General features: G+C 68.4%; 15 protein-coding genes and 1 riboswitch. Of the genes, 8 read left to right on the top strand and 7 right to left on the bottom strand.

Features of this window, described 5'->3' with window-relative positions; all coding sequences use genetic code 11:
* Positions 1 to 978 carry a mitochondrial fission ELM1 family protein gene (locus IHE47_RS05050; protein ID WP_192104786.1) on the bottom strand — a complete coding sequence of 326 codons (978 nt, stop codon included), beginning with the start codon at positions 976 to 978 and terminating at the stop codon, positions 1 to 3.
* 147 nt (positions 979 to 1,125) lie between these two features.
* Between IHE47_RS05050 and IHE47_RS05055 the strand changes: the two genes are divergently transcribed.
* The 5 genes from IHE47_RS05055 to IHE47_RS05075 all read left to right on the top strand — a co-directional run bounded on the left by IHE47_RS05055 (position 1,126) and on the right by IHE47_RS05075 (position 5,624).
* Positions 1,126 to 1,707, top strand: a complete 582-nt coding sequence (locus IHE47_RS05055) for a YceI family protein (RefSeq protein ID WP_192104787.1) — start codon at positions 1,126 to 1,128, stop codon at positions 1,705 to 1,707.
* 183 nt (positions 1,708 to 1,890) lie between these two features.
* Positions 1,891 to 2,097, top strand: a complete 207-nt coding sequence (locus IHE47_RS05060) for a zinc-finger domain-containing protein (RefSeq protein ID WP_192104788.1) — start codon at positions 1,891 to 1,893, stop codon at positions 2,095 to 2,097.
* Between the two features lie 94 nt (positions 2,098 to 2,191).
* Positions 2,192 to 3,319: a glycosyltransferase gene (locus IHE47_RS05065; protein ID WP_192104834.1), complete on the top strand. Its 1,128-nt coding sequence runs from the start codon at positions 2,192 to 2,194 to the stop codon at positions 3,317 to 3,319.
* A 204-nt stretch (positions 3,320 to 3,523) separates the two neighbouring features.
* Entirely contained in the window at positions 3,524 to 4,879 is a 1,356-nt protein-coding gene (locus IHE47_RS05070; protein WP_192104789.1) for an O-antigen ligase family protein, read from the top strand.
* Complete coding sequence (locus IHE47_RS05075; protein ID WP_192104790.1) at positions 4,869 to 5,624, top strand: glycosyltransferase family 2 protein; 756 nt, start codon at positions 4,869 to 4,871, stop codon at positions 5,622 to 5,624. The genes IHE47_RS05070 and IHE47_RS05075 overlap by 11 nt, the downstream gene beginning before the upstream one ends.
* 22 nt (positions 5,625 to 5,646) lie before the next feature.
* Here IHE47_RS05075 and IHE47_RS05080 read toward each other — a convergent pair whose 3' ends face one another.
* The 3 genes from IHE47_RS05080 to lpxL form a co-directional block, all read right to left on the bottom strand.
* Positions 5,647 to 6,729, bottom strand: coding sequence for a glycosyltransferase family 4 protein (locus IHE47_RS05080; protein ID WP_192104791.1), 1,083 nt, complete (start codon positions 6,727 to 6,729; stop codon positions 5,647 to 5,649).
* The gene (locus IHE47_RS05085; protein ID WP_192104792.1) at positions 6,726 to 7,445 is read right to left on the bottom strand and encodes a polysaccharide deacetylase family protein; all 720 of its coding nucleotides are present in this window, start codon (positions 7,443 to 7,445) and stop codon (positions 6,726 to 6,728) included. The genes IHE47_RS05080 and IHE47_RS05085 overlap by 4 nt, the downstream gene beginning before the upstream one ends.
* Positions 7,446 to 7,539: 94 nt before the next feature.
* Positions 7,540 to 8,466 carry an LpxL/LpxP family Kdo(2)-lipid IV(A) lauroyl/palmitoleoyl acyltransferase gene (lpxL, locus tag IHE47_RS05090; protein WP_192104793.1) on the bottom strand — a complete coding sequence of 309 codons (927 nt, stop codon included), beginning with the start codon at positions 8,464 to 8,466 and terminating at the stop codon, positions 7,540 to 7,542.
* Positions 8,467 to 8,530: 64 nt separating this feature from the next.
* On the opposite strand from lpxL, the gene waaA reads away from it, so the two are divergent.
* Positions 8,531 to 9,805 (top strand): lipid IV(A) 3-deoxy-D-manno-octulosonic acid transferase, encoded by a 1,275-nt coding sequence (waaA, locus tag IHE47_RS05095; protein ID WP_192104794.1) that lies wholly within the window; start codon positions 8,531 to 8,533, stop codon positions 9,803 to 9,805.
* 54 nt (positions 9,806 to 9,859) lie between these two features.
* Here waaA and IHE47_RS05100 read toward each other — a convergent pair whose 3' ends face one another.
* Together IHE47_RS05100 and IHE47_RS05105 are read right to left on the bottom strand one after the other, a co-directional pair.
* The gene (locus tag IHE47_RS05100) at positions 9,860 to 11,209 is read right to left on the bottom strand and encodes a TolC family outer membrane protein (protein ID WP_192104795.1); all 1,350 of its coding nucleotides are present in this window, start codon (positions 11,207 to 11,209) and stop codon (positions 9,860 to 9,862) included.
* Positions 11,210 to 11,246: 37 nt separating this feature from the next.
* A complete protein-coding gene (locus tag IHE47_RS05105; RefSeq protein WP_192104796.1) occupies positions 11,247 to 11,891 on the bottom strand; it encodes a protein-L-isoaspartate O-methyltransferase in 645 nt (214 codons plus the stop codon).
* A 241-nt stretch (positions 11,892 to 12,132) separates the two neighbouring features.
* On the opposite strand from IHE47_RS05105, the gene IHE47_RS05110 reads away from it, so the two are divergent.
* Positions 12,133 to 12,783, top strand: coding sequence for a TetR/AcrR family transcriptional regulator (locus tag IHE47_RS05110; RefSeq protein WP_192104797.1), 651 nt, complete (start codon positions 12,133 to 12,135; stop codon positions 12,781 to 12,783).
* A gap of 41 nt (positions 12,784 to 12,824) precedes the next feature.
* Positions 12,825 to 12,921, top strand: a riboswitch (TPP riboswitch).
* A 165-nt stretch (positions 12,922 to 13,086) separates the two neighbouring features.
* A complete protein-coding gene (thiC, locus tag IHE47_RS05115) occupies positions 13,087 to 14,964 on the top strand; it encodes a phosphomethylpyrimidine synthase ThiC (protein ID WP_192104798.1) in 1,878 nt (625 codons plus the stop codon).
* A 75-nt stretch (positions 14,965 to 15,039) separates the two neighbouring features.
* On the opposite strand, the gene IHE47_RS05120 is transcribed toward thiC, so the two are convergent.
* Positions 15,040 to 16,299 carry an FtsX-like permease family protein gene (locus IHE47_RS05120; RefSeq protein WP_192104799.1) on the bottom strand — a complete coding sequence of 420 codons (1,260 nt, stop codon included), beginning with the start codon at positions 16,297 to 16,299 and terminating at the stop codon, positions 15,040 to 15,042.

Consider the following 16,299-nt stretch of genomic DNA (forward strand, 5'->3'; position numbering starts at 1 on the left):
TCAGTCGTCGCCGCGGCGACCGGACATGCGTTCGCGCAGCTGCGCGGCGATCGCAGCGGTTTCGCGCAGCGGCGGTTGGCGGGCGGGGGCGTCTTCGTCCAGATCGTGCAGCAGGCCGCGCTCGCGCAGCGCGTGGTGGAAGCGCGCGAGCCTGCCCGGCAGCGGCGCGGCGACATGGGTGTGCACGGCGCAGCCCACCGCGCAGGCCTCGCTGAGCATGTTCACCGAGTCCGGCGTGACCACCAGCCGGTCGGCCCAGCCCAGCACGCCGGGGTAGGGGTTGCGGCCATCGTCGGGTCCGGCCCAGACCAGTCCCGGCGCACCGGCCAGCGCATGGCGGAAGACATCCAGCGCCTCCGGCGGCGTGCGCCGCGAAGCCAGCACCAGCAGGCTTCCGCCTTCGCGCTGGCGGCGTGCCAGCAATCCTGCGGCGAGTCCGCGCGCGTAGTCCGTGCCAAGCGCCAACTGCTTGCGCGGGCCGCCCAGCAGCACGCCCACGCGCGGCCGCGGCAGTTCCCCGAAGGCGGGGCAGGCATCGCGGCCATCGGCCAGCCACGCATCGTTCACCGGGCTCAACGAGCCGATCGGCGCCAGCACGTTGGGGGCATTCAGCTGATCGTGGCGCGGCGCGATCACCACGTCCCAATGCGCGGGGTCGATGCGCGGATCGAGGATCTGCACGGTGTGGCATTGCCCATGCGACAACCGCCGCAGCATGCGGGTGAACAGCGCCGCGGCACGTCCGCAGCCGATCGCCAGCCGCGGCCACGGCGGCGCGAACTGCGCGTGCTGGCCTGCCGGCAACGCCAGCGCGCCGCCCAGCGCGAACCGCGGCGCCAGCCACGACCACGGCGCGCGCGGTTCCAGCACCAGGTGGCGCACCGGCATGCCCATCAGCTCGGCCAGCGCCAGCGCCTGCCGCTGGTTGCCGGCGGCGGCGTCGGTGATGGCCCAGCATTCGTTTCTCGGCGGCGACATGCGGCGATTGTTTCCCTTGCGTACACGCTGCGTTGCGCTGGTCCGCATTTATCGTCGGGCGGCTTGCTCATAAACTGGCGCAGCATAACGGCGAACGGTCGGCTTCCGGCCGTCGCCTTCTTTCCCCTACTGCCGCGGAGACACCACATGCGCATGTTTCGTCATCTCCTGATCGTGGGCCTGCTTGGCGCCGCGGTTACCGCCCAGGCCGACCCGGTCAGCTACAAGATGGATCCCGGCCACACCATGGTGCTGTTCAGCTGGAACCACTTCGGTTATTCCAACCCCACCGCCAACCTCGGCCTGGGCGCGGGCACGCTGGTGTTCGACCAGCAGGACCCGGCCAAGTCCTCGGTGGACGTGACCTTGCCGCTGAGCGACCTCGACACCCACGTGCCGGCGCTGGACAAGCACCTGAAGGAGGCGGATTTCTTCGACGCCGCCAAGTACCCGACGGTGACCTTCAAGAGCACCAGCGTGGTGCCGGTGGACGGCACCCATTTCAAGGTGACCGGCGACCTCACCGTGCACGGCGTGACCAAGCCGGTGACGCTGGACGCGACGCTGAACAAGGTCGGCCCGCATCCGATGATGAAGGTGCAGGCGATCGGCTTCGACGCCACCGCCACGCTGAAGCGTTCGGACTTCGGCATGGGTGCCTACGTGCCGATGGTGAGCGACGAGATCCAGGTGCGCATCACCACCGAGGCCGAAGTGCCGAAGCAGTAATTCCCCCGCGGAAGTGCGAAGCCCGCGCCGGCGACGGCGCGGGCTTTTTTGTGGACGTTGTTCGGGCCGTGCCGGCGGGATGCGGGTCGTCGTTTCCGGCGCGGGGCGCCTGCAGGGGCGTGAACAGGCCCCGGGAGGGCCTGTTACCATGCACGGCCTCGCGTCCTGTTCGGAGCCCTCCCCATGCCTGCCTCTTCCGCGGCCGTCACGCCGATCCCCTCGAATGCCGAAAATCGTTACGAAGTGACGCGTTCCGACCTGCCGTTGTCCTGCCCGATGCCGGGCATGGCGCTGTGGAACTCGCATCCCAAGGTGTACCTGCCCATCGTCGACGACGGTGGCGAGTCGGTTTGTCCTTACTGCGGGGCGCATTACGTCCTGCGCGACTGAGCCGGGGCGTCGTTCAGCCTGGTGGCGGCATTTTTCTTGCATGAATTGACGGATGAAACTCATGCACCAGGATGCAGGCCCGCAGGCAGGAACCATGTCCGGCAGCGTCGGCACCACACCGCGACTGACCGTCGTCCAGCTTATCCCCGCGTTGCAGTCCGGCGGCGCGGAGCGTTCCGCGCTGGAAGTCGCCCGGGCACTGGTGCAGGCGGGGCATCGCTCGGTGGTGATTTCGGCCGGTGGCCGGCTGGTGGAACAGCTGGTGGCCGAGGGCAGCGAGCACATCACGCTGGACATCGGCCGCAAGTCGCTGGCTTCGCTGTGGCGGATCGGTGCGCTGCACCGGCATCTGCGCGACATCCGGCCCGACATCGTCCATGCGCGCTCGCGCCTGCCGGCATGGCTGGGCTGGTGGGCGTTGAAGGGGCTCGGGCCGCGGCCGCATTTCGTCACCACCGTGCACGGACTCAACTCGCCTGGCCGCTACAGCGCGATCCTGCTGCGCGGCGAGCGCGTGATCGTGGTTTCGCAAACCCTGCGCGACTACGTGCTGGGCCACTACCGCTGGCTGGAGCCGGGCCGCGTGCGGGTGATCCCGCGCGGCATCGATCCCGATGCCTTCCCCTATGGCCATCGCCCGGACGAGGCGTGGACGCGTGCGTTTTTCGCCGAATACCCCGCGCTGGCCGGTGCGCCGCTGCTCACGCTCCCGGGCCGCGGTACGCGGCTCAAGGGGCACCATGACGCCATCGAGCTGCTGGCCGACCTCAAGCGCCGCGGCATCGACGCGCGCCTGCTGCTGCTGGGCGTGATCGAGCCGGGCCGCGAGGCCTACGTGGAGGAATTGCGCGCGCTGATCCGCATGCGTGGCGTGGAATCGCAGGTGGTGCTCACCCCGCCGCGCGGCGACGTGCGCGACATCTATGCGATCTCCAGCCTGATCCTGCAGCTGTCGAACAAGCCCGAGTCGTTCGGCCGCACCGTGATCGAGGCCCTGTCGCTGTGCCGCCCGGTGCTGGGCTATGCGCACGGTGGCGTGGGCGAACTGCTGGCCGAGCTGTATCCGGCTGGCCGCGTGCCGCCGGGCGACCGCGAGCGGCTGGTGGAGCGCGCCGCCGAACTGCTGCGCGTGGCGCCGCCGATCCCGATGCTGCAGTCCTACCGCCTGGCCGACATGCAGCAGGCCACGTTGGCGCTGTACGGCGAAGTGGTCGCCGGCTAGGTCCGTGCCCGTATCCCCTGCCGCCGCGGGTGGCGGTCGCGGCAGGATCCGCTGGCCGTTTCCGGCCTCCTTGCGTCGCCCTCCGGTCATGGGCCGGTATCCCCCGCGCCAGCTTGCGGGGACAGCGGCGGCTGGCGGCACGGGCACGCGGAGATAGGGAGCGGGCTCTATACAATGCGGGCTCGTCGCCACCACGGCTCCCGCATGACGTTCCCGATGGAATCCCTGAAGTCCGCCCTGCGCTCGCCGCTGCTGCCGTACTGGCTGGTGGTCGCGTTGCTGCCGTTCGGACGCAGCAGCGAATTCGGCACGTTCCTGTGCGCGGCCGGCGCGCTCGTGCTGCTCGTGCGCACGCCGCATGCCCTGCGTGGAGCGCCGGGAGCGCAGCTGCTGTCCTGCCTGCTCGGCGCCTACATCGGCGCGGCGCTGGTGTCGTGCTTCGGTTCGCTGGCGCCCGGCAAGAGCTGGAGCACCGTGGCCGCGCTGCTGCGCTACCTGCCGCTGGGCTGGTATGCCTGCTTCGTGATCCGTGGCGAGCGTCGCCTGCGCGCCTTGTACGTGGCGATTGCCTGCGTGCTGGCGTGGTGGGTGCTCGATGCGTGGATGCAGGCGTTCACCGGCTGGAGCCTCGCCGGGCACGCCGAGGCCGAGCGCATCTCGGGCATCTTCGGCGCGCGCAACCTCAAGTTCGGGCCCACGCTGGCGGTGCTGTCGCCGTTCGCGCTGTGGGCGGCGCGGCGACACTGGGGATTCGCCGGGCTGGTCATCGCCTTCCTGCTGGTGCTCGGGCCGGTGTTGCTGGCCGGTTCGCGCGCGGCCTGGCTGTGCTACGGGCTGGTCGCGCTGGGTTTTGCGTGGCGCGAGGCGCGCTCGTGGCGCCGCTTCGCGTTGTATTGCGGGTTGGGCGTGCTGGCGCTGGCGCTGGCCGGCGGCGTGGCTTGGCGCACGTCCACGCGTTTCGATGCGCGCATGCAGCGGACGCTGGATGCATTGCATGGCACGCCGCAGGGCATGGACGAGGCGCTCACCGGGCGCCTGGAGATCTGGCACGACAGCGTGAAGATGATCGCGGCGCACCCGGTTGGCGGCGTGGGCGTGCGCGCCTTCCGCTACGCCTACCCGCAGTTCGCCCCGGCGAACGACCACTTCATGGTGGCGGAGTCCTGCGGCGTGGGCGAGGGTGCCTGCCATGCGCACCAGGTCGTGCTGGAGGTCCTCACCGAGACCGGCGGCATCGGCCTGGTGCTGTGGCTGGCCGGCGTGGTGCTGGCGTGGCGTGCGTGGCGGCGCGCGGGAGCGGCGGCACGTGAACGCGCATTTCCCGCCACGCTGGCGCTGGGCGTGATGCTGTTTCCGCTGAATACCCATCTGGCCTTCTATTCGGCGTGGTGGGGGCTGCTGTTCGCCTGGCTGCTCGGATTATGGTGTTCGGCGGTATTTGCTGCCGGCATCCCTGCCGGCAGAGCAGAGCCCGGCATCCATGCCGACGTAACCAAGGCCGGCGTCCCTGCCGGACTCTTCACAAAAGCACTTTCTTCGGAGAGTCGCGATGCAGCGTGAACCGCTGTCGGTGGTGGTGATCACCCTGGACAACGCGGCCACGCTGGACGCCTGCCTGGCTGGCGTGGACTGGGCCGACGAGATCGTGGTGCTGGATTCCGGTTCCACCGACGACACGCTGGCGATCGCGCGGCGCCACGGCGCGCGCGTGGCCACGCACCCGTTCGACGAGTTCGGCCCGCAGAAGCAGCGCGCGATCGACATGGCCAGCCACGACTGGATCCTCAACCTCGACGCTGACGAAGTGCTTTCGCCGGCCAGCCGCGCGGTGATCGAGCGGGCGTTGACGCAACCGGAATACGCGGGCTTCCGCCTGCCGCGGCGCGAGCGCATGTTCTGGACCGTGCAGCATCCGTGGAGCTGGCGCAATGCGCACCTGCGCCTGTACGACCGCCGGCATGGCCGCATGAACGACGTGGAAGTGCACTCGGCGATGGAGGTGGACGGCCCGGTGAAGACGCTGTGGCGCGCCGATTTCATCAACGACAGCGATCCCGACATCGCCAGCCGCATCGACCGGATCAACCGCTACAGCAGCGCGCTGGTGGCCAACAAGCTGCGCCGCCGCCAGCGCTTCACCGGCCTGCGCATGGTGGCTTATCCGCCGCTGTTCTTCCTGCGCCAGTACCTGCTCAAGCGCTACTTCCTCAACGGCTGGGCGGGTTTCATCGCCAGCGTGGTGGGCGCGAACTACGTGTTCCTGAAATACGCCAAGCTGTACGAGGCACGGCGCCGGCTGCGCTGAGGCGGCCGGCGCGCCTGGCGGCTCAGCGCCGGGCCTCGCCGAGCAGGCGCACGAATTCCGCGGCGACCATCGTTGCGCCGAAGCGCTGTTCCACGAAGCCGCGGGCGGCGGCGGCCATCGGCAGGCGGATCGCGTCATCGCACAGGGCGAGGATCGCGTCGCGCCAGGCTGGCACGTCGCCGGCCGGCAGCGCGAGGCCGGTGACGCCGGGGTGCAGGGTTTCGGGAATGCCGCCGATGTCGCTGGTCAGCACCGGCACGCTGCAAGCCTGCGCTTCCACCGAGCTGCGGCCGAAGACTTCCGGTATGGTCGAGGGGAAGGCCAGCATCGACAGCACGCTGTAGTACGGGTGCACGTCGGCGATCCAGCCGAGCTGGCGATGGCGCGCGGCGAACGGCGAGGCCGCAATGCGTTCGCGCAGGATCTGCGCCTCGGCGCCGTCGCCCAGCCACAGGCAGTGCAGCCTCGGTTCCTGCGCCATCGCCGCGTTGGCGGCCTCGAGCAGGGTGAAGATGCCCTTGCCCCCGTGCATGCGGCCGAAACAGCCCAGCACGATCGCGCTTTCGTCCATCCCCAGCTGCTGCAGCAGCGCGGGGCGTTGCGCCGGATCCGGCCGGCACAGCGCCAGGTCCACCGGGTTGAACAGGACCTGCACGCGGTCGGCAGGCATGCCGTGTTCGACATAGTCGCGGTAGGCGGATTCCGAGACCGCGAAAAAACGCTGGGCGCAACGCGCCACCAGCCGCCCGGAGACCGGGTTCATCGGCTTGAAGCGATGGCGGAACAACGCCACCGGGATGCCGAGCAGGCGGCCGACCAGGATCAGCGGCCAGTATTCCTTGCCGAAATCGGCGATCAGCCAGTCCGGCCGCAACCGGCGTGCGGCGGCGATCGTCGCGCGGTAACCGCGCAGGTCGAGCACGTTGCGGAAGCGGCCTGGGTGCAGGCGCACCGCTGATCCGGCCAGCGCCCGCGCGATCGGGGTATCCGGACGCACCACGGCCTCGACCGTGTGGCCGGCCGCGGCCAGCGCCTGGGTCAGGGTGATGAAATGGACTTCGGCGCCGCCATACTCATGGCTGGTGGCTGCAAACAGGAACTTCATCCGTGCCTATCCTCGTAGCCGGTGAGTGCGCGCCAGGCGAATTGCGGCAGGATGTGGCTGCGCGCCACAGCCACGCGCGGCAACCGCCACAGGTCGCCGCCCGCTTGCGCGCGGCCGCGCCGGACCGTGGTCGCGGCCACGTAGCCGGCTTCGCGGGTGGCCGCGACCACGCGCTCGTCGTGGTCGCCGTAGGGGTAGCAGAACTGCGTCACAGCGGCGCCGATCACATCCTCCAGATCGGCCTTGGTGCCGGTGACCTCGTCGCGCAGTTGCGGGTCGCCGCACTGGCGGAGGCGCGGATGCGTGCGGGTGTGCGCCCCCACTTCCATGCCGCCGGCGTGCCAGGCGCGCAGCTGCGTCGCGTCCATGATCGGCTTGCGCACGCCGAGCTTGGCGTCGTCCCAGTCGTTGTAGCGGCCCAGGGCGCCGCTCACCGTGTAGCAGGTGGCGCTGAAACCGTGCTGTTGCAGCACCGGCAATGCGTTCGCGAGGTTGTCGGCATAGCCGTCGTCCAGCGTGATCACCGCGACGCGGCCGCGCCGCTCGCCACGCAGGTAGGGCATCGCCGCGGTCATCGACAGGCCGGCGTAACCGAGACGCTTCAGCAGCGCCATCTGCCGAGCGAACGAGCGCGGATGCACATAGAGGCTGCGCCAGCGCTTCAGCTCGCGCGGAACCGGCGCGATGTCGTGGTACATCAGGATGGGGACGGGCATGGCGCGGATGGTGCGAACGCCGCCTTTGCGCCAGCTTTCAGCCATGCGCGGCCATCACGCCGGTTTCGACCTCGTTGAACCGGCGTTCAGCGAGTCAGTACACGGGCGGCATGCCGGGCGGGCGGGTCTTGAAGCGCTTGTGCACCCACAGGTATTGCTCGGGCGCCTCGCGCACCATCTGCTCGATGCAGGCGTTGACGCGCGCGGTGTCGTCTTCCGCGCTGGCGCCGGGGAAGTCGTCCAGCGGCGCGGCCAGGCGCAGCGCGTAGCCCTGGCCGCCGGGCAGGCGGCGATGGAAGAACGGGATCACCACGGCGCCGGACAGCCGCGCCAGGTGGTGCGTGGCGGTGATGGTGGCCGCAGGCACGCCGAAGAACGGCACGAACACGTTGTCCTTGCTGCGCATGTCCTGGTCGGGCGCGTACCACAACGTGCCGCCGTTGCGCAGGTATTTCACCGTGCCGCGGATGTCGTCCTTGTCGAACATCGCATCGGCATAGCCGAGGCGCGCGCGCAGCACCACCCACTCGAACACCGCCGAATCCATCCTGCGGTACATGCCGGCGATGCGGATGCGTTGCGACACCAGCCGGGCGCACAGTTCGAGATGCGAGAAGTGGCCGCCCACCAGCAGCACGCCGCGGCCCTGCGCGCGGGCGGCTTCGAGGTGCTCGATGCCCTCGATCGTCAGCGGGACGCGCCCGATGGCGCGATCGGTGCCCAGCCAGCCCAACGCGAATTCCATCAGCATCAGGCCGAGGTCGCGCAGGTGGGCGTCGACCAGCGCGGCTTGCGCCTTGGCATCGAGTCCGGGGAAGCACAGCGCGATGTTGGTCGTGGCCACGGGGCGGCGCGCATTGGGCACGATCCCGATCAGCTTGCCCAGTCCGCGCCCGAGCGCCATCCGCGCGCGCCAGGGCAGCAAGGCCACCAGCTTGATGACGCCGATACCCAGCCACGCCGGCCAGTGGCGGGGCGACAGCAACGAGCGGTGGAAGTCGGGACGCGGGGTGCCTGGCATCCGCGAATTGTAATGGACCGCTCCTCGTGCCCCGTATACTCGGCCACCATCCCCGGAGCCTGCCTTGCGCTTTCTCTACACCCTCGCGATGTACCTGGTGACGCCGCTGATCGTTTTCCGGCTGGCGCTGCGCGGCTTCCGCTCGCGGCCGTACTACTGGCGCTGGGCCGAGCGCTTCGGTTTCTTCAAGGCGCCGCTGAACCTGCGCGACAGCCTGTGGGTGCATGCGGTGTCGGTAGGCGAGGTGAACGCGGCCGAGCCGCTGGTCAAGGCATTGAAGCGCGACCATCCCGATGCACCGCTGGTGGTGACCACGGTGACGCCCACCGGCACGGCGCGCGTGCGGCAGCTGTTCGGCGACAGCGTGTTCCACGTCTACCTGCCCTACGACCTGCCGTACGCGGTGAACCGCTTCCTTGCCGGCGTGCGGCCGCGGCTGGCGCTGATCGTGGAAACCGAGATCTGGCCAAACCTGTACTTCGCCTGCCGGCGCCGCGGCATCCCGCTGATGATCGTCAACGCGCGGCTGTCCGAGCGCTCGCTGCGCGGCTACCGGCCGCGGCCGCTGCGCGGGATGGTGCGCGCTGCGCTGGGCTGCGTGGACCTGGTCGCCGCGCAGTCGCGCAGCGACGCGGCGCGCTACCGCCTGATCGGCGCGCCGGCCGAGCGCGTCATGGTTTGCGGCAACCTGAAATACGACATGCCGGTGCCGCAGGATGCGGCGGCGGCTGGCGCACGCCTGCGCGAGCACTGGGGCGCCGGCCGGCCGGTCTGGATCGCCGCCAGTACGCACGAGGGCGAGGAGCAGGCCGTGCTGGAAGCGCACCTCGCTGTACTCAGGCACCTGCCCGATGCGTTGCTGCTGATCGCGCCGCGCCATCCCGAACGCTTCCGCCCGGTGGAGAACGCCGTGCGCAGCCTGGGGTTCGCTGCCGGCAGCTACGGCGGCGACGGCATGCCTGCGCCGTCGCATCAGGTATTCGTGATCGATGCGATGGGCCAGCTGATGCCGTTCTATGCCGCGGCCAGCCTGGCCTTCGTGGGCGGCAGCCTGGTGCCGATCGGCGGCCACAACGTGCTGGAGCCGGCATCGCTGGGCACGCCGGTGCTGGTCGGACCGCAGACCTTCAATTTCGAGGAAATCACCGCAAGCCTGATCGAGGACGGCGGCGCGCTGCGCGTGCCGGATCGCGAATCGTTGGGCGACGCGGTGCTGCGCCTGTTGCGCGACGACGGGCGCCGCCACGCCATGGGGCAGGCGGCCAGGCAGGTGTTCGAGCGCGAACGTGGCGCCGTGGGTCGGTTGATGGAGCTGATAGCCGCGAAACTACGGAAATGATACCCAATGAAAAGGCCGGCAATGCCGGCCTTTTCATGGATTGCTGCATGCGGATCACTGCAAGAGCGAATTGGTGTTCTGCAGGTCGTCGAGGCTGACGGTGCCGGCGCTCTGCTTCAGCAGCAGGCGGTCCAGCACCAACTGGTGGCGCGACTGCGAGTAGGTGCTTTCCGCCTGGGTCAGGGTCTGGATCGCCAGCAGCACGTTGACCATGGTCTGCGTGCCCACGTTGAAGCCGGCGCGGGTGGCGTCCAGCGCCTTCTGCGCGGAATCGACCGCCGCCTTGCCCGACTGCACCTGGCTGACGCCGGCCAGCACCGAGCGGTAGTAGTTCAGCGTGTTCGCCTTCACCGAGCGGCGCTCGATCTCCATCGAGTCCTGCGCGGCGTCGCGGTTGTAGATGGACTGGCGCACCTGCGACTGGGTGAGTCCGCCTGAGAAGATCGGCACGTTGAGGGTGAGGCCGATCGTGGTCTGCGACGGGGTGTTGGAGTGGATCGCCGCGTCCTCGTACCAGCTCGCGCTCTTGCCGTAGCTCACGCTGGCGGTGATCGTGGGCAGGTGGCCCGCGCGTGCCGAAGTGACGTTCGCGTCGGCGGCCCGCACGTTCTGCTGCTGCGCCAGCAGGCTGGGGTTGTTGATCAGCGCCTGCTTCACCCAGGCGTCGGGATCGGCCGGCTCGGGCGAGTTCATCGGCAGGTCGTCGCGCAGCTTCTTCAGGTTGCCGGTGGGCTGGCCGGTGATCTGGCTGAGCGCCTCGCGGTCGTTGTCCAGCGTGTTCTGCGCGGCGATGGTGGTCGCCTTGGCGCCTTCGTAGTAGCTCTTGGCCTGGTATTCGTCGGTGATCGCCGACAGGCCGGCCTTGAAGCGCGCGACCGCCTGGTCGTACTGCTGCTTGTACGCGTCCTCGTTGGCCTTGGCGAAGGTGAGCTGGTCTTCGTCGGTAAGCACGGTGAAATAGGCCGAGGCGACGCGCACGTAGAGGTTCTGCAGCGCGGCTTCGTAGGTTTCGTCCTGGGCGCTCGCCGAGGCGTGCGCCGCCTTCAGGTTGGCGTACTTGCTGAAATCGAACACGGTCTGGCTGAGGTCGAGGCCGAGGCTGCGCGTGCGGCTGTGGCCGAACGCGCTGGTGCTGATGAACTGGTTCGGGTTGCTCGGATCCTGCACTTCGCCGCCGCCGCCGCCGGTGGTCTGGTTCAGCGAGAGCGAGCCGCTGATCTGCGGCAACAGCAGGGCGCGCGCCTGGTCCACGCCCTCGCCGGTGGCGAGGCGGGTGGCGTCGGCCTGGGCCAGCGTCGGGTCGTTGGCGCGCGCCTGGCGGTAGGCGTCGAGCAGGTCTTCGCCATGGCTGGGCAGCGAGACGGCGGCCAGGGCCAGAGCCAGGGTGAGCAGCTTCAAACGCATGGATTGCCTCGTGGGGATCAGCGGGGGTGTGGGGCTTTCAGAGCACGAAACGCGGCGCAGGCGCGGCGTTGACGAGGTAGGGCAGGTCGGTTTCGAGCAGGCTTTCTTCGCCGTCGCGGGTGATCAGCACGAGCTGTTGCACGGGCGACTCGCCGCGGATCGCCAGCAGGCGGCCGCCGGGCTTCAGCCAGCCCATCCAGCGCGACGGCACTTCGGTCACGGCGCCGGTGGCGACCACCACGTCGAACTGGCCTTCCGGCTGCCAACCGTTCACGGCTTCGCCGGTGTGCAGCTTTGCGTTGGTCACGCCGGCGGCCTGCAGGCGCTGGCCCGCGGTGGCGGTGAAGTCGGCATGGATGTCCACGCTGACCACCTCGGCGGCGAGGTTGGCGAGGCAGGCGGTGAGGAAGCCCGAACCGGTGCCGATTTCCAGCACGCGTTCGGCCGGCTGCAGGTCCAGCGCCTGCAGGACGCGGCCTTCCAGCACCGGCTTCATCATGATTTCGCCGTGGCCCAGCGGCAGGCACAGGTCGGCGAAGGCCAGCTGGCGGTGCTCGGTGGCGACGAAATCCTCGCGCCGCACGCGGACCAGCGTGTCGAGCACGCGGCCGTTCAGCACTTCCCAGGGGCGCACCTGGTTTTCCACCATGTTCGTCCGTGCCTGCTCGAAGTTCATCGCCATGTCTGCCGGGTTCCGTGTGAGTCGAAAAAAGACCTGAAAGGATAAGGGCTTGGCCTCGCCTCGACAACGGCTAGACTGCGGCCCGCACGCCGCATCACGAAGTGCCGGAAGTCACCGCGATGTGCTGACGCAAGTCATGCCCCGGGCAGTGTCCGCGGACACTTCGGTTGCCAAATGGCTGGAAATAAGTGAACCAGGGCGTATAATAAAGTCCTTGCATGGCTTTGGGAAGGCGTTCGACATGAGCAGCATTTCGCCGGTCAGGTCACAGGGGCCCGGGCGCCCGAAAGATCTGGAGAAGCGCGCGGCGATCCTCGCCGCGGCCAAGGCGCTGTTCATCCGCAACGCCTTCGCGGGCACCAGCATGGATGCCATCGCGGCCGAGGCCGGCGTCTCCAAGCTCACCGTCTACAGCCATTTCGGCGACAAGGACAACCTGTTCCGCGAGGTGATCCGCGCGCGCGTCGAGGACCTGCTGCCGGAAAACACCTACGACTACGACGCGCAGGCCCCGATCGAGCAGACCCTGCTGCGCGTGGCGCTGATCCATGCGCGGCTCGACTGCGACGCCGAGACGGTGGGTACTTTTCGCGCCATCCTCGGCGATTGCCGCCAGGGCAACCCGCGTTTCGGCCGCATGCTGTGGGAAGAAGGCACGTTGCGCACGCATGGGCTGATGGAACGCCTGCTGCAGCACGCGGTCGATGCCGGCCAGCTCGCCATCGACGACGTGCCGCGCGCCTGCGTGCAGTTCTTCGCGCTCATCAAGGGCGACCTGTTCATGCGCCGCATGTTCGGCTGCGTGGATTGCAGCGAGAGCTATGCCGCGGAGATCGAAGCCTCTGCCCGCGCCGGCGTGGCTACCTTCCTGCGCGCCTACCTGCCGCGTTGACCGCACTCGCGGCCCGTACCCGCTTCGTGCTTGAATAGCCGCTCCAGAAGCGGGGGTGCCGGCGCAACGGTCGGCTGAGAGAGTCCCTTCGAACCTGATCCGGTTAGCACCGGTGGAGGGAGCTTCGTCGCACGACGCGGTGCCTGTCCTGTCGTGCGCTTGGCGCCGTCGCTTTGGTTACTACTCCATGCGAATCCATTCGCAAGAGCCCGCACATCATTTATGCGGACATTTGCGAATCCCTCGCGAAGGACCGCACATCCGTGTGCGGACTATTCAAAAAAGCCTAGCCCGGAGCCACCCATGAATGCCTTGCCGTCCGACCTCGCGCGCGCCGCGCAGGAACTCTCCGCTGCCGTGACGCGGCCGATTCCCGGATCGCGCAAGATCCATGCAACGGGCAGCCGCGCCGACCTGCGCGTGCCGCTGCGCGAGATCGCACAGGCCGACACGCCGGCGATGTTCGGCGTGGAGAAGAATCCCGCGATCACCGTCTACGACACCTCCGGCCCGTACACCGACCCGGACTACGCGGTGGACCTGGCCGCCGGCCTGCCCGCGCTGCGCGCGGCGTGGATCGCCGAACGCGGCGACACCGAGGCGCTGGGCGACCGCAGCTCCGAGTTCGGCCGCCGCCACGCGAATGCGCCGGAACTGGCCGCGATCCGCTTCCCGCAGCTGCCCGTGCCGCGCCGCGCGAAGGTCGGCGCCAACGTCACGCAGATGCACTACGCGCGCAAAGGCATCGTGACGCCGGAAATGGAGTACATCGCGATCCGCGAGAACCAGCGCATCGAAGCGCTGGGCGACAGCGCGCTGCGCGTGCAGCACCCGGGGCAGTCGTTCGGCGCGGCGATCCCGCGCATCATCACGCCGGAATTCGTGCGCGACGAAGTGGCGCGCGGCCGCGCCATCATCCCCGCCAACATCAACCACCCGGAAAGCGAGCCGATGATCATCGGCCGCAACTTCCTCACCAAGATCAACGCGAACATCGGCAATTCCGCGGTCACGTCGTCGATCGCGGAAGAAGTCGAGAAGATGGTGTGGTCGATCCGCTGGGGCGGTGACACGGTGATGGACCTCTCCACCGGCAAACACATCCACGAGACGCGCGAATGGATCCTGCGCAATTCGCCGGTACCAATCGGCACGGTGCCGATCTACCAGGCGCTGGAGAAGGTCGGCGGCGTGGCCGAGGAGCTGACCTGGGAGCTGTTCCGCGACACGCTCATCGAGCAGGCCGAGCAGGGCGTGGATTACTTCACCATCCACGCCGGCGTGCTGCTGCGCTTCGTGCCGCTCACCGCCAGGCGCGTCACCGGCATCGTCTCGCGCGGCGGCTCGATCATGGCGAAGTGGTGCCTGGCGCACCACAGGGAAAACTTCCTCTACACGCACTTCGAGGACATCTGCGAGATCATGAAGGCGTACGACGTGTCCTTCAGCCTAGGCGACGGCCTGCGTCCCGGCTGCGTGGCCGATGCGAACGACGCCGCGCAATTCGGCGAGCTGGACACGCTGGGCGAGCTCACGCAGATCGCCTGGAAGCACGACGTGCAGACCATGATCGAAGGCCCCGGCCACGTGCCGATGCAGCTGATCAAGGAGAACATGGACCGCCAGCTGGAGAAGTGCGGCGAAGCGCCGTTCTACACGCTGGGGCCGCTCACCACCGACATCGCGCCGGGCTATGACCACATCACCAGCGCGATCGGCGCGGCGATGATCGGCTGGTTTGGCACCGCCATGCTCTGCTACGTCACGCCGAAGGAGCATCTGGGCCTGCCGAACAAACAGGATGTGCGCGACGGCATCATCGCCTACAAGATCGCCGCGCACGCGGCGGACCTCGCGAAGGGGCATCCCGGTGCGCAGGTGCGCGACAACGCATTGTCGAAGGCGCGTTTCGAGTTCCGCTGGGAAGACCAGTTCAACCTCGGCCTCGATCCGGAGAAGGCCAAGGAATTCCACGACGAGACCCTGCCCAAGGATGCGCACAAGAGCGCGCACTTCTGCTCGATGTGCGGCCCCAAGTTTTGCTCGATGAAGATCACCCAGGACGTGCGCGACTACGCCGCCGAGCACGGCACCGGCGAAACCGAGGCGCTGGTCGAAGGCATGGCCGAGAAGGCTGCCGAGTTCCGCGCGCAGGGAGCCGAGGTGTATCGCAAGGCCTGACGGCGTCCTGCGGCGACGAAAGCCGGGCGGGTTTCCTGCCCGGCTTTTTCATGGCGGCGGCGAGTGCCGCGCCATTCACTCCGTGCGGATCGCGACCACGGGAGGCACCTTGGCGGCATGGTGGGCTGGACCCCACACGGCCACTTGGCCGAGCAGCCACAACAGCAGCGTGCCCAGCAGCGGCACGTAAAGCGGCATGTGCTGCAGCGGGTAGAAGGCCTTCATCAGGCCGAGGTTCGCCAGGACCGCGAGCGGGATGCCCAGCACGATGCCGCCGCCGACGATCAGCAGATTCTCGGTATGGAAGTAATACAGGATGTCGCCCTTCGTCGCGCCGAGTGAACGGCGGATGCCGATCTGCCGCCGCCGCTGGCCTACCCAGAAACTGCTCAATCCCACGATGCCGCCGGCGGTCGCCAGCAGCAACATGCCGCAGACGATGCTCAGCAACACCGCCACGCTGCGATCGGTTGCATAAGTCTGTTCGCGCGCTTGCAGCAAGGTTGCCGCGCCGTCCGTCGGATCGATGACGCGGATACCGCTGCGTTCCTGCAATGCTTTCAGCGCCGCCGCGATCGCCGGTTTCATGTCGGTGGCGTCGGTGCGCACCAGATAGTCAACGCCATCAGGATCGATATAGCGTCCCGGAGCAAGCACGTTGTCACCATCGGCGGATTGCGACCAGCTGATCGGCCCTTGCAGGTTGGCGAGGATGCCGATGATGACGGTTGGCCCATTTGGCAGGTACACCGTTTTGCCGAGAGCCGAGCCATCGGGAAACAGTTTGTCGGCAAGGCTGCGCGTGATGATGATGCCGGGCGAGGGCAGTTTGAGGTTGGAGTCAACGGTAGCGATTTCTTCGGGGCGGAAATTGCGGCCAGCGATCAGCGATGCGCCAAGCGTGTCGATCGCGTGTTCGTCAGCCACGGAGAGCATGGCGAACCGAGACATGGTGGTCTGGTCGGGTTTGAGTTTTATCCGTGTCGAAATCGGGGCAACGCTCTCCTCATAGGCCAGCGGCGAGTCGTTGCTCGCAAACGCATCGCGCACGCCCGCCACATGGCGCAGGGCATCAAGGTCGGTGCGAATGTTCGCGTCGATCTGGGTGGGGTTCTGACCGATCATCCAGCCGTTGCGGATGACGAAGATATGGGATTCATCCGTTCCGGTGGGGCGGGACAGATGGATGATGCGCGTGGCGACCATGAACAGCGCGTTGGAGGTCACTGCCAGCGTCAGCGCCACTTGCAGGACGATGAGCAGGGTGGCTGCCTTGTGGCGACGCAGCGCCGTGACGATGGGCGGCAACTGCATGAAGGCTCGGGCGAGTGTCAT

Origin of the sequence: Rhodanobacter sp. DHB23 (genome assembly GCF_014842975.1) — a bacterium.
In the GTDB taxonomy this organism is placed as follows: domain Bacteria; phylum Pseudomonadota; class Gammaproteobacteria; order Xanthomonadales; family Rhodanobacteraceae; genus Rhodanobacter_A.